The sequence below is a fragment of the Alkalispirochaeta americana genome (assembly GCF_900156105.1).
Classification (GTDB): Bacteria; Spirochaetota; Spirochaetia; order DSM-27196; family Alkalispirochaetaceae; genus Alkalispirochaeta; species Alkalispirochaeta americana.
Window position 1 is genome coordinate 90,599 of the sequence record NZ_FTMS01000008.1, and the last position, 13,228, is coordinate 103,826.

12 protein-coding genes and 1 tRNA gene are annotated in these 13,228 nt (G+C 57.9%); 8 read left to right on the forward strand and 5 right to left on the reverse strand.

The window, feature by feature from the left end:
* Positions 1-10: 10 nt before the first annotated feature.
* On the reverse strand, positions 11-1,015 hold the full coding sequence (locus BW950_RS07355; RefSeq protein WP_076488645.1) for a DUF6588 family protein: 1,005 nt from the start codon (positions 1,013-1,015) through the stop codon (positions 11-13).
* Positions 1,016-1,221: 206 nt separating this feature from the next.
* Between BW950_RS07355 and BW950_RS07360 the strand changes: the two genes are divergently transcribed.
* The 3 genes from BW950_RS07360 (at position 1,222) to BW950_RS07370 (ending at position 4,308) form a co-directional block, all read left to right on the forward strand.
* Positions 1,222-1,295 (forward strand) — tRNA-Arg (locus tag BW950_RS07360).
* A gap of 105 nt (positions 1,296-1,400) precedes the next feature.
* Positions 1,401-2,528, forward strand: a complete 1,128-nt coding sequence (locus BW950_RS07365; RefSeq protein ID WP_076488646.1) for a GNAT family N-acetyltransferase — start codon at positions 1,401-1,403, stop codon at positions 2,526-2,528.
* Between the two features lie 76 nt (positions 2,529-2,604).
* Complete coding sequence (locus BW950_RS07370) at positions 2,605-4,308, forward strand: DEAD/DEAH box helicase (protein WP_076488647.1); 1,704 nt, start codon at positions 2,605-2,607, stop codon at positions 4,306-4,308.
* Positions 4,309-4,566: 258 nt separating this feature from the next.
* On the opposite strand, the gene BW950_RS07380 is transcribed toward BW950_RS07370, so the two are convergent.
* Entirely contained in the window at positions 4,567-4,998 is a 432-nt protein-coding gene (locus BW950_RS07380; RefSeq protein WP_200796802.1) for a hypothetical protein, read from the reverse strand.
* Between the two features lie 200 nt (positions 4,999-5,198).
* Here BW950_RS07380 and BW950_RS07385 point away from each other — a divergent pair, with 200 nt between their 5' ends.
* On the forward strand, positions 5,199-5,546 hold the full coding sequence (locus BW950_RS07385) for a TraR/DksA family transcriptional regulator (protein WP_143559163.1): 348 nt from the start codon (positions 5,199-5,201) through the stop codon (positions 5,544-5,546).
* A gap of 120 nt (positions 5,547-5,666) precedes the next feature.
* Here BW950_RS07385 and BW950_RS07390 read toward each other — a convergent pair whose 3' ends face one another.
* The 3 genes from BW950_RS07390 to BW950_RS07400 all read right to left on the reverse strand — a co-directional run bounded on the left by BW950_RS07390 (position 5,667) and on the right by BW950_RS07400 (position 9,558).
* Positions 5,667-5,972, reverse strand: a complete 306-nt coding sequence (locus BW950_RS07390) for a hypothetical protein (protein ID WP_076488650.1) — start codon at positions 5,970-5,972, stop codon at positions 5,667-5,669.
* Positions 5,973-6,276: 304 nt separating this feature from the next.
* Positions 6,277-7,965 carry a C69 family dipeptidase gene (locus BW950_RS07395; RefSeq protein WP_234969052.1) on the reverse strand — a complete coding sequence of 563 codons (1,689 nt, stop codon included), beginning with the start codon at positions 7,963-7,965 and terminating at the stop codon, positions 6,277-6,279.
* 336 nt (positions 7,966-8,301) lie between these two features.
* A complete protein-coding gene (locus BW950_RS07400) occupies positions 8,302-9,558 on the reverse strand; it encodes a serine hydrolase domain-containing protein (protein ID WP_076488651.1) in 1,257 nt (418 codons plus the stop codon).
* 147 nt (positions 9,559-9,705) lie between these two features.
* On the opposite strand from BW950_RS07400, the gene BW950_RS07405 reads away from it, so the two are divergent.
* The 4 genes from BW950_RS07405 to BW950_RS07420 all read left to right on the forward strand — a co-directional run bounded on the left by BW950_RS07405 (position 9,706) and on the right by BW950_RS07420 (position 13,149).
* On the forward strand, positions 9,706-10,116 hold the full coding sequence (locus BW950_RS07405) for a hypothetical protein (protein WP_143559164.1): 411 nt from the start codon (positions 9,706-9,708) through the stop codon (positions 10,114-10,116).
* A 148-nt stretch (positions 10,117-10,264) separates the two neighbouring features.
* Positions 10,265-11,515 (forward strand): uracil-xanthine permease family protein, encoded by a 1,251-nt coding sequence (locus tag BW950_RS07410; RefSeq protein WP_076488653.1) that lies wholly within the window; start codon positions 10,265-10,267, stop codon positions 11,513-11,515.
* 118 nt (positions 11,516-11,633) lie between these two features.
* A complete protein-coding gene (locus BW950_RS07415; RefSeq protein WP_076488654.1) occupies positions 11,634-11,876 on the forward strand; it encodes an MTH895/ArsE family thioredoxin-like protein in 243 nt (80 codons plus the stop codon).
* Positions 11,877-11,949: 73 nt separating this feature from the next.
* Positions 11,950-13,149: a permease gene (locus tag BW950_RS07420; RefSeq protein ID WP_076488655.1), complete on the forward strand. Its 1,200-nt coding sequence runs from the start codon at positions 11,950-11,952 to the stop codon at positions 13,147-13,149.
* Positions 13,150-13,228 lie beyond the last annotated feature (79 nt).

Below are 13,228 nucleotides of genomic sequence, written 5' to 3' on the forward strand. Positions count from 1 at the left end.
AACGGCGGCCTCAGAGCTGGATACGTGCTCCCAGGGTTCCGCCCACGGCACCGGAGGTGAGGTTATACATGGCGCTCACGTCAAAGCGCATGAAGGGCAGGTTCAGCGAGGCACCGCCAAAAATACGGGTGCTGAAGGGGGTCACGTCCTTGGAGACACCGATGTTGTCTTTCTTGATATCCACGCCCGAGATTGATTTCAGGTCATCAAGGTTGGCACCGTCAACCTCAATATCGCCATCAAACCCGGCGTTGGTCGAGGCCCGGCCGTAGGAGGCGCCCATCCCCAGGTGGGGCTCGATCACAAAGAACTGCTTGCTCACCTGGACCTTCACATCAAAGACGTGGGCCTCCCAGTCAAAATCGATGTCGGGGTCCTTGAGCGTTACCGTTGCAGTTTCGTCAGGAGGAGCACCATCGTAATCGACATTGCCGATATCAACATCGCCCAGCCCCATAGGCGCCTTCACGGACCCCGAGAGGTAGTTGTACCCCACCCCCACGGAAACCTTGGGCATCACCCAGCCCCCGGAGAGGACGGCGTAGCGCAGATCCACCCCCACGTTGGTGTACCCCACCTCGACATCGCCAATCTTGGTATCGGGGATGGTGCCAAACTTGATCCCCACGTCGAAGGGAAAGAGGATTCCCCCGATCCGGGCATCGAAGGCGTAGCCCGGCAGGGGGATGCCCATGCTGGGGATATCCCCCAGGGCCGAGCCGGAATCGAGGCCCAGATCGTCCACCATATCCTCCAGAACCTTCAGGGGAATTGTGGTGAACCCCGTGGTAATACCCACGCCCACGCTGGGCAGGGGCAAGATCTGGCCGATATAGGCATCGGACCAGTTGAGCCCGATGGTGCTATTCATGGGCAGCGAATTGGCAAACTCCTTGGAGAAGTCCTCAAAAGCCCCCTTGAAGACATTAAGATCATCAATGGTATCTGCCGAAACCGGCATCGCTGCCAGCACAAGAGCCCCCGCGAACAGAGCAGCAATTCCTTTTCGTTTCATAGTCTTCCTCCTGCGTATTTCATAGTACAGTGTAACACCGGGAGCCAGGTATTTCGAGGTTTCTCCCAAAAAAAGATTTTATCCCGCCCCCCGGGGCAAGACTGCCGGCCTGGCGCCTTGTACGGGCCTGTCCAACCATGGGTGTTCATTTCAACTAATTGACAGCCCCGTCGTTGATTCGTAGACTCTCGGGGAAAGATCGGAACGCCCCGGTAGCTCAGCAGGATAGAGCAACGGCCTCCTAAGCCGTAGGTCACCCGTTCGAATCGGGTCCGGGGTAACCCTTCTGGCACCCGCGCCACAAGGCAGCACCGTACAGGGCACCACTCCCCGGTGCAGCAAAGCCTGGGGCGGTAAAAACCCGTGCAAAATAAAGAGGATGCCCATGAGCGATCGTGCCCCTATCCGCCCCATGGAACCCGGCGAAAAACCTGCGGTAAAACGCCTGGCTCGCCGCGCTTTCGGGCCCCTTCAGGGAAGCCTTGTCACGCTGACCCGCCACACCTTCCTCTGCGAGATCTCGGGAGAACTTGCCGGGGCAGTGGTCCTCGAGACCTTCCGATATAAACGCAATCAGCTCGGGGGGGTGATAAAATGGCTCTTCACCGACCCCGAAGCTCAGGGACAGGGGGTTGCAGCCGCCCTGGTCAGGGAAGGTGTCGCCAGGCTCCAGGAACTGGGGTGCCACGAACTCTTTACCACGGTGGAGGGGTTTAACACTCCCTCGAGCAACCGCTTCGCCGACCTGGGGTTCGCTCCGCTGAGCCCCTGGCAGCAGCTCCGCCGATACGGCCTCAGCCTCCTCAGAATCGGCCCTCCCACCTTTCACACAATTGATACTGGCCATTTTCTCTGGTCCCGGAGCGCTGCAGAGCCGCCCCGGGAGCAGGAGCGCACCGTACCGGGCGGCGGAGCCCTGCCATGGGTGGCAAACGTGATATTCGTGGCGGCCCTTGTCGCACTCCATCGTCTGCGGGTGGGTGCGGCCGGGGAGTTGCATCTTCACCTTCTGTGGCAACTGCCCCTTGCGCTGAGCCTGGTCTTCGGAGTGCGTTCAGGAGCGATGAAGCTCACCGCCCGTGCCCTGGGGCTCTCCTTGCGTTACCGGATCTGGGAAACCGGCCTCGTTCTTTCCCTGATTATCACCGTTCTCTTTGGCGGCCTCTTTCCCACCCCGGGATCACACTATCCCGTGGAAACCCGCTGGAACTACCGGAGCAAACTCCCGCGACTGGCAGCAGTGGCCTTCTCCGGGGCCTTTGCGGTGCTTGCCCTGGCATGGTTTCTGCTTGCCTGCGAGACCTGGGGGCTTGCGCAGAGCCCCCGTGCCCTGGCCAGCATCCTGGCCCTGGCGGTAGCGCCCGTCCAGGCCCTCCTGGTCTTCGAAGTCCTCCTGCCCTGGTTTCCCTTTGCTTCGTTCAACGGACGGCGCGTGCTGGATCATCACCGTCTGCTCTGGGCAGGTCTGGCCATCGGGACGGCAGCCCTCTTCTGGGTCCGCTACGCCGGGTAGCCCTGCCCCTTGACACTCGGAGGGATTCAGCGGTCAATGGTATACATCATCCAAAAATATTCGAATCGAGGAATCCATGATATCTTTTGACCAGCTGGGCCTGATCCCGGCCCTGCTCGACGCAATCAGCGCCCGCGGCTTTGAAACACCAACTCCGATACAAGCCGAGATGATCCCCTTCCTCCTGACCGAGCAGCGGGATGTTACCGGACTGGCTCAGACAGGAACCGGCAAGACCGCTGCCTTCGGACTGCCCCTTCTGCAAAATATCGACCTTTCAAGCCGCACAACCCAGGCACTGATCCTCACCCCCACTCGTGAGCTTGGACTGCAGGTCTCGCGGGAGATTGCAGAGTATGGAGCAAATCTCCCGAGCCTTCGGACGACAGCCGTCTATGGAGGCGCTCCCTTCGGGGCCCAGATACGCGATCTGAAGGCGGGGCCCCATATTATCACGGCCACACCGGGACGGCTGAAGGATCTCCTGGATAAGGGCATTGCCGACCTCTCGGCTCTCCGGTTTCTGGTACTCGACGAGGCGGATCAGATGCTCGACATGGGGTTCAAGGACGAGCTCGATGCCATTCTTGCCGCTGCAAACCCCGAGCGTCGCACCCTGCTCTTCTCCGCGACCATGCCCCCCGAGGTGGCCAGAATCGCTGCGACGTACATGACCGATCCCCACGAGATCGTCTCCGGTCACAAGAACCAGAGCGCCGGTACCGTCACGCACTATTACTACCGCGTCCATGCCCACGATAAGTACGAGGCTCTCAAGCGGCTGATCGATGTGAAGACTGGCATGTACGCCATCATCTTCTGCCGCACCCGGGAAACGGTAAAGGACATAACGGCTCGCCTCTCGCGCGACGGCTACACCGCCGATGCGCTTCACGGCGAACTGGCCCAATCCCAGCGCGACACCGTAATGAGCCGCTTCCGGGAAGGGAATCCGTCGCTCCTGGTCGCTACCGACGTTGCAGCCCGTGGCCTCGACGTGAACAACCTGACTCACGTCATCCACTACGACCTTCCCGACGAGGTTTCCGCCTACACCCACCGGAGCGGACGGACCGGCCGGGCCGGCAGAAGCGGTGCGTCGCTCGCCCTCGTACATATGCGCGAGGGGCACCGAATCGCCTACATCGAGCGGACTATCGGCCGGAAAATGGAGGAAGCCAAAATCCCGCGCGGCCATGATATCTGCGAAGCCCGGCTGATGGAGCTTCTCTCCCGGGTGAAAGAGGTCGAGGTGAACGAGGAGTCCGTTGGACCGTACCTGCAGGCCGTTCGGGACTCTCTTGCCGGAATCGAACGGGAGGAACTGCTGCAACGGTTTATCTCGGTGGAGTTCAATCGATTTCTGGAACAGTATGCCGATGCTCCGGACCTTAATCCCTCGCTCAGCAAGACCCGGCCCAAACGGATGGAGGCTGACTCCATGGTCTGGTTCCGTCTGAACATCGGCCGCCGCCAGTCGGTGCTCCCGCCCCAGATTATTGGACTGATCAACAAGGCCACCGATTCCGGCAATATCAACATCGGGCGGATCAATATCAACACCGACTCATGCGAGGTGCAGGTCGACGGAGCCATGGCCAGGCAGGTTGAAGACGCACTGGCCGGGTACTCCTATCAGGGCACGAGGATACGTGTAGAACGCGTCACCAACCAGCGTCCCGCAGGAAAGCAGCGCGGCCCCCGCCGCCCGGCGGGGAACGGCCCGCCTCAGGCACGTCGCCCCAAGGGGCGCAAGGGAAAGCCGAACCGCCGCAATTAGCCCCCTCCGTGGTGTGCCCCGTGGCCGATCAGTCTTCCCCTGCCCTGGCGGCTGCGGCAGGAAAGGCCCGAACGAACCGGTCGGTAAGATCGTGGCCGATCAGTCTTCCCCTGCCCTGGCGGCTGCTGCGATCATCCGGAGATTATCGGGAAAAGCCCCGTCGGAACCCGGCCCCTATCGAACCCCGGCGTCGACCTCATCGTGATAACAGCATCCTTCTTTGGGGGGCTCGGGGCGGGTGAAGGAAGCGCCGAGCTCTTAGCCGAGCCCGAGATAACCCAGGTATCCACCCCCCAGCGTGACCAGGGCCAGCATGAGGCTGATCACCATGAACCAGCGGTTGCTGAAGCGGTGCATGTCCTCAAAGCGTTTGTCTATTTGTTCAAAACGGTTGTCGATTTGCTCAAAGCGTTTGTCCACCTGTTCAAAGCGCTTTTCCACCTGTTCAAAGCGCCTGTCTATTTGTTCAAAGCGTTTGTCTATTTGCTCAAAGCGCTTTTCCATGAGGGCAAATCCCTGTTGCATGAGCTCGCGCTGCCCCTTGAGCTCTTCCTCAAGACGAACCATTCGCTCGTTCAGTTGAACGTCTCGCTGGGTATAGACCTCGCCCATCCAGACCGGGAGATTGCTCCGTACGTACCGTCCTATGACTTCCAGCTGTTCCAGCGATAGATCCATGCTCTGCTCCATCCGTTCCTCCTGCAGTCTCTACAGAAGGACTACAGGCAAAAGGGCCTCCACGCTTGCTCTACCTGAAAGAATACCGAAAAACCCGGGCAATAGCCAGCAATCCTGATTCAGGCCGTGGCGCCGGGCGACAACAATCCTGCACTGGAAAAACCTCTATCCCGGTATTGAACACAGACCTTTCCGGGGGCTACTATGCATGGATGACCAAAGAAGATCTCCTTGAACTTGCAAAACGCATCGAAGAGGAAACAATGGCGACACAGCAAAGCATCCCCTACCTCACCCGGGAAAGCCTTCCGGTAGAACCAAGCGTCGCCCTTGGACGCCTGACACGCATGGAAGCGATCAACGACAAGGGTGTGAACGAGGAAATGCTGCGTCAGGCCCAACGCCGACTTGAACGCCTCAACAATGCGACAAAGCGAATGAAGGACGGGTGCTACGGCCTCTGCATCCGTTGCAAAAAGGAGATCGCCTTCGAACGGCTCAAGGCCATCCCCGAGGCACTGATGTGCATTGCCTGCGCCGATAAATCATCGACCCGTTGAGATGTTTCTTCAAGAACCAACATAAGCCCGGGTAGTAAAGCGCCTGGCGCGACAGCTAGCCAGGGGGCCGAAGACTGTTCTTCCGGAGGATCGCCGGCGGGTGAAGGAAGCGCCGAGCTCTTAGCCGAGCCCGAGATAGCCCAGGTATCCACCCCCCAGTGTGGCCAGGGCCAGCATGAGGCTGATCACCATGAACCAGCGGTTGCTGAAGCGGTACATGTCCTCAAAGCGTTTGTCCATGAGGGCAAATCCCTGTTGCATGAGCTCGCGCTGCCCCTTGAGCTCTTCCTCAAGACGAACCATTCGCTCGTTCAGTTGAACGTCACGCTGGGTATAGACCTCGCCCATCCATACCGGGAGATTGCTCCGTACGTACCGTCCTATGGCTTCCAGCTGTTCCAGCGATAGATCCATGCTCTGCTCCATCCGTTCCTCCTGCAGTCTCTACAGAAGGACTACAGGCAAAAGGGCCTCCACGCTTGCTCTACCTGAAAGAATACCGAAAAACCCGGGCAATAGCCAGCAATCCTGATTCAGGCCGTGGCGCCGGGCGACAACAATCCTGATTCAGGCCGTGGCGCCGGGCGACAGCAAGCCTGATTCAGGCCGTGGCGCCGGGCGACAACAATCCTGATTCAGGCCGTGGCGAGCCGTGCTTTCGGGCCCCTTCGGGGAACCCTTCTCACGCTGACCCGCCACACCTTCGTCACTACACATCCGGTCACTGTTCTTATTCAAGCAAATCCCGGTAATCGTCATATATACCGTAGACACGGGGATACTCATCAAGTCGCTCATCATACGCGTGAATCATGGCCCCCCATCCTTCACGAGCCATGTGCTCGCTTGTGGCAGGAATGGTGCTTCCCTCCGGACGCTCCCCTACCGGCAGGCGAATACCGTAGCGTTTTCGGGTTCGGGCCTCCACCTCACGAACCAGATCCTCACCAAGCTCAAGACTTTCAAGCAACCGCCTGTGAACGTTGTCGGTAATAACAGAACGAGCTCGCTCCTCGAAGCCTGCCTCATATAATCCCAAGACTCGCCGTTCAAGAGACTCCCGTTCGGCAAGAAGGATCTGCTCAAAGAATTCGATCTCGCCCGTAACGGCTCGCAGAAAATCAATCGGATGTTCCGATGTAAAATAAAGAAGCCGCTTGAAGGTACGCGTGGCGTACCGAGTCGCCTCAAGCATACGGTAATCCGGATCAAGAAAATGCGAAGACCCATCTTTCGTCATGTATCGGTGCTGACTAAACTCGGGAGGAACGCTCTCGGCTGCAATTGGAATTGGCACAAAGGGAGTGGTAAGACTGGTGGTGATCGCTGTCCAGAGCGTTTGAAGCTCTCCGTGTGTATCCGGTCGCAGGTGCGCAACCTGGCCGTAGCCTGCAAAATCTGTGGACCAGCGAGGATCACGAACATAGGCAAGCATATCCTCAAGACTCACGGGGGCCATCTCGTATAGCTCGGCCTCAAGAGCGAGGGGATTTCGGGCTTCCTCATAAAAATCCGGGTAATATCCCTCGGGATCGTCGGCGGGGAAGGGGCGACCAAACACGTCCTGGAGGTTCATGAACTCTCCCTCTCCGTCCCACCAACCCTGAGCCCTGGCAAACTCTACAAGATTGCTGGAGGCCATATAACCGTCGTGGTCCTCGGGATTCACCGGGAAATCATGGATATAACCGGGATAGAGGACACGGATTTCATCTGAGCCAAGCCGTTCTGCCGCCCACAGCCCCTCTCCTCCGGCATAGTTAATGAAAACCCATCCCTCCTTCTGGTCGGCAAAGATATGGGAGTTTCCTCCGTAGGTAGAAAAGCCGTATTCATCGATAAGACCACCCACGACCTCAACCGCTTCGCGAGCTGTCGTGGCTCGCTCCATGGCAGCCCGGGCAAGGTCACTGTACTGCGGTCCTGTCTGGGGAGCAGCCCGCTCGGACATCTCCACCAGTTCCGGTCGTGACGGAGACCATATGTCACGAGCGGAAACGCCGTGCTCGTTGAGACCTCCATTGGTCAAAGGCGGGGGGAAACCGGCAAACTCGGAATAATGCGAGGTAATATACTTGTAGGTCGTCGCCACCTGGGGAATCTCTATAAGCCTGCCGGGAATCGATGCATTTTCGGTAACACCCACGCTCCAGGTAGCCCCTTGAGGATGTTCTTGCCGGGGGACAATCTCGATCCAGTGACTGGAAGGCTCGTGCCCGAAGCCGCCGAGCAGAACAGAACCATCACTGGTAAGTTCGCTCCCCACATACATTCCGATGCTCTTCTGGTTTGGATGCCCCTGGGCAACACCGTGAGCATCCCTGGGTAGTCCTGCAACAACTCCCGCAGCAAGCAGGAACGCACAAACGATACCCACCACAGCTGTGGTGCGCATCCGCGAGTAAACGGGGTTTTTCATGAAACTTTCTCCTTGGCATGAATGACCTGACCAGGCAGACTATCAACCCGGCCAATTAAATTATTTCGTTCTCAAATTAATTTGAAGCGAAACAAAAGTCAACAGTTACAGACGTTCTTTCACGCAACTAAAAGAAGAAAATCAAGTTGTTGTATTACATAATATTAGAACACCATCTCCCTCGACTAAAAACATTAGAGCCTCTTTTCTTTGCCGGAAAAAATATCGTGCAGGAAATAAAAATTCAGAAAAAACAAACCACGGCACACCACCACCGCCCCGACGGCCTTCCTCCGGGGAAGAACCATCAGGGCTCCAGAGGGCAGATCGGGGCGATCAGTCTTCCACTGCAGCAGCGGCCGCAGCAATCATCCGGAGATTATTGGGCAAGGCCCCATCGAACCCCGGTGTCGACATCGTCATGATAACGGTATCGTGAGCCGGGTTATTCACGAACTTGGTACTCCAGAACCCCTGCCAACTGTAGGCGCCGGGGCCACCCAGATAGTGCAGGGACCCTGGCGGTGCGTTGACACCCTCCTGGATATCAAGCTGGTATCCCCACTTGTTCCCGGTGAGCTGCCAGTTAGTGAGGTCTCCAATCTGGTTGGAAGTCATCAGCTCCACCGACGCCCGGCTCAATACACGGACGCCCTCAAGAACCCCCTTGTTGAGCAACATCTGAGCAAAGCGGAAGTAATCATAGGTTGTGCCGTGCAATCCGGCGGCGCCACTAAAGTAGGTCTTGTGCGGACTGAAGGTATAATCGGGCCCCAGCATACCGAGGCCCAGGGGATGCTTCTCCACGTGCTTTTCCCCGGTACCCGCCCAGAACGCGGCCGGCACCCTGTGAAGTTCCTCCTCGGGCGGAAAGAACCAGGTCTCCCGCATCCCCAGGGGCTCGAAGATGTTCTCCTGCAGGTAGCGGTTAAAATCCACCCCTGACACCACCTCAACCAGCCGGCAGAGCGTCTCGACACTATTGTTTGAATAGTCAAACATTTCACCGGGATGTGCAATCAGGGGCATCCTGGCCAGGATCTTCACGTTGTCCTCAAGGGTAATGTTCGGAGCATCCAGATCATCCATGAGCCCCGACTCTTTGTACAACTTGGGAACAACCCGATAGCAGTCCGGCGTGAAGAGATTGTACCACCAGGTGTTTGTCATGCCCGCGGTCATCGACAAGAGGTCATGGATGGTTATCTCCCGCTTGGCCCGCTCCATTCGTACGGCGCCCCAGTTTTCCAGGACCGCCACCTTCGGTTCACTAAACTCGGGAAGATACTTCGACACCGGCTCGTGAAGGCTTATCTGCCCCCGCTCAAAGAGCTGCATCACCGCCACCGCGCTCGGCACCTTTGACATTGAGGCGAGCCGGAAGACAGCATCCTTCTTCAGGGGTTTGTCCTGGTCGGCCTCTCCGAAAGCCTTGAAATAGCAGATCTCTCCGTGTCGCGCCACCAGAACGACCACACCACGGTAGGCCTTCTCCTGGATGAACCGGTGGGCAAGATCGTCAATATTCGACAAGTTCTTCGATGCCATGCCAACCGACTCCGGTCGCACAGCCTCGGGCAGGGTGATACTCATGAAAATCCTCCTGAGCGTTTTATCCAGTCTAGACCCCTTTGTACGCGACAGCAACGCAATCTTCTCCCGATTCCCTCACGGCCCCGACCCATTCTGCACACCACTCATCCTTACAAACCGGAAAAAACCGTAGTAAAATCCACTACAGTGAAAATGTTTCGGATCAGCCACGAGCAGCAGCAAGAGATGATCATCCTCACCGTTGAAGGCGAGATAACCTGGCAGACAGGGCTTTTGATCGGCCAGGAGGCAACCAGAGTTGCAACAGAAACAGGGCTCCAACGGGTTCTTGTAGACCTTCGCCGGGCCCGCAACGTCTCAACGGTAATAGAGCATTATTCTTCATCCTGGTCGTACCAGAAAATAGAAAAAAACCGCCTGCAGACAACGGGAGCCATGAGAATTGCCTTCCTCACGGCCCCGGACGACACCAGTCACGACGCAGCTCTTTCAGGACTGATCGGGCTCATCCCGAGCAGGGACGTCTACCTTCTGAGCAAGGACGAAGCCAGCGCCCGGGAGTGGCTGATGGCATCGCCCGAACCCGACCCGGGCTAAGAGTCTTCCCTGGCCAGGATTCTCGCCCCGCCTCTCTGACAGAGCTTTCCTGGACACCTCTCCAGACATCTCTGCGCCCCAGCAATCATGTTTGTTGTGAAAACAGAAATTCACTTGTATCCTGTGACAGCACACAGGAGGAAACACCATGGCAGAACCAATCAAAAACGCCCCTATTGAAGACATCAGCACACTGGGATACCACAAACAGCTCGCACTGGGAGTGCAGCACGTCTTTACACTCTTCGCATCCACCGTTCTGGTACCGATCATCACGGGACTCGATGTAGGCGTGGCCCTGGTGATGTCTGGTGTGGGAACCCTGCTCTTTCACATGATCACCCAAAAGAAAGTGCCCGCCTATCTGGGGTCGTCTTTCTCCTTTATCGCGCCGCTCCTTCTGGCCGGAGAGATGTACGGCCTGGCAGCAGCCCGAGGGGGAATCGTCGTGGCGGGACTGATCTACGCGATCCTGGCAGGGCTGATCTCCAAGTTTGGTCCCGAAAAAATCCTGCGCTTCTTCCCGCCCGTCGTCACGGGCCCGATCATTATCGTCATCAGCATGACCCTGGCTCCGAATGCGATTAACATGGCCTCCCAGGACTGGTTGCTCGCGCTGATAACCCTCTCCGTCATCATCGGCGTAGCCTCCTATTCCCGGGGTTTCTTCAAGATCATTCCCGTTATCGTAGGGCTCGCCGTGGGCTATATCGTGGCAGCTCTGCTGGGGCGCGTGGATTATACCGCGATCACCCAGGCCGCCTGGATCGGCATGCCGAACTTCGAGCTTCCCTCGTTTAACATCGGTGCCATCGCCATCGTGGCTCCCATCGCGCTGGTCACAGTGGTAGAACATGTGGGTGACGTGCTTGCCATGAGCGGTGTGGTGCGAAAAAACCTTTCCGTTGATCCCGGACTGGGGCGAACCCTCCTGGGCGACGGTATCGCCACCTCATTCTCCGCCTTTCTGGGCGGACCGGCCAACACCACCTACTCCCAGAACACCGGTGTGGTGGCACTGACCAAGGTCTACGATCCCAAAGTTATGCGGATCGCTGCGGTGATAACCATTCTGATCGGTCTGATTCCAAAACTGAACGCCTTCACCAGCACCATTCCAACTCCCGTTATCGGAGGAGCGGTGGTAATTCTCTTTGGAATGATCGCCTCCATCGGCGCCCGAACGCTGGTGAACAACCGGGTAGATTTCTCCAAGACCCGGAACATGATCATCGGAGCAGTCATCCTTGTTTTTGGTCTCGGCGGAGCCGTGATTCCCATCGAAATTGGTATTGTGAAAATAAATGTCGTCGGCATGGCCCTGGCAGCGATCGTAGGAATCGGCCTGAACATCATTCTTCCCAAGGAAGAGGATGACGAAGCTGAACTGAAGCTCTGAAGCAACCGCCCGGGGCTCACCCCCCGGGCTTGAAATCTGACGACGGCAAACCTTGACCCTCCCTCTTGTATTTGGTTATATTGCCAATTATACAGAACAAGCCACAGGAGGCCTGACAATGAAGATTCAGATTTTGGGACCAGGATGCGCCAACTGCACAAACCTGGAAAAGAACGCCCGGGCAGCCGCAGAAACACTGGGTATCCAGGCAGAGTTTGAAAAAATCACCGACATGAACCAGATCATGGACATGGGGGTTCTGCGAACACCCGGCTTTGCTGTGGACGGCACCCTCGTAAAATCGGGCAAGGTCTTTTCCCCCGAGGAGATCGCCGAAGCCCTGGCCCCCTACGTCAGCTAACCACCTGGTTAACCCTCCGGGCCCCTCCGGGGCGGTGGGCATGACCACCGTCCCGCCTTAAGAAGGACACCTTATGAACCCGATCGTACGACTCTGGCAGGAACCCAAAAACCGGCTCCTGGCATTAATGGGCGCTGTATTTCTTGCTGCTTTTTTTATCCCCTGGGAGGCTCCCCGCCTGATGGCGGGGGTGCAGGAATCGTTCCTGCTCCTCAATTATTACGCTCGCGAACACGTTTTGCTGTGCCTGATTCCCGCTTTCTTTATTGCCGGCGCGATCACGGTCTTTCTGAACCAGCAGGCCGTTATCCGCTACCTGGGGCCGGATGCTCCAAAGCTCCTGGCCTACAGTGTGGCCTCCGTCTCGGGGACTATCCTGGCCGTGTGCTCCTGCACCGTATTGCCTCTTTTCAAGGGGATATACAAGAAAGGAGCCGGTCTTGGTCCCGCTGTGAGCTTTCTCTACAGCGGACCGGCCATCAATATTCTCGCGATCATCCTCACCGCCAAAGTCCTGGGGCTGCAGCTGGGCATTGCCCGGGCTCTGGGAGCGATCGCCTTCGCCTTTATCATTGGTCTGGCTATGCACCTGATCTTTTTCCGGGAGGACCGGGAGCGAACCACCAACGCCGCGATGTTCCAGGGTGACGAGAGCCAGGAACGATCGCTACCCCAGATGGGGCTCTATCTTGGGTCCATGATCGGTGTTCTGGTCTTCCTTAACTGGGCCCCTGGCGATGGAACTATCGGCTGGTGGGAGACGCTGCACCGGTTTCGCCTGGTGATCGCTGGTGGCTTTGGATTGCTTCTTTTGTATACGCTGGTTCGCTGGTTTACCCGGACCGAACTGGGAAACTGGGTGGCTGCCACCCGGGACTTTGCGGTACAGATACTTCCCCTGCTCTTTGCCGGTGTCATGGTTGCAGGTTTTCTCTTGGGCAGACCCGGTGAAATGGCCCTGATTCCCGAGGAGTGGATCGCTCGGGCTGTGGGAACCAACTCCCTGGCAAGCAATCTCTTTGCCTCCCTGGCGGGGGCACTCATGTACTTCGCAACGCTCACCGAGGTGCCCATTATGCAGGGCCTCCTGGGGGCGGGGATGAACCAGGGACCGGCCCTGGCGCTTCTTCTGGCAGGCCCCTCGCTCTCCCTGCCGGCTTTGCTGGTGATCGGCGGCGAACTGGGACCGCGCAAGACCCTCACCTACGTGGCCCTGGTGGTGACCCTCTCCACCCTGGCCGGCATGATCTACGGAAGTGTGATGGCCCTGTAAGAGCTTCTGCTGCAGGAACAGACCAGCGATACCCCTCGGCCTCCGGAAAGCCCCGTGCTTTCTGGAGGCCTCTACCGTT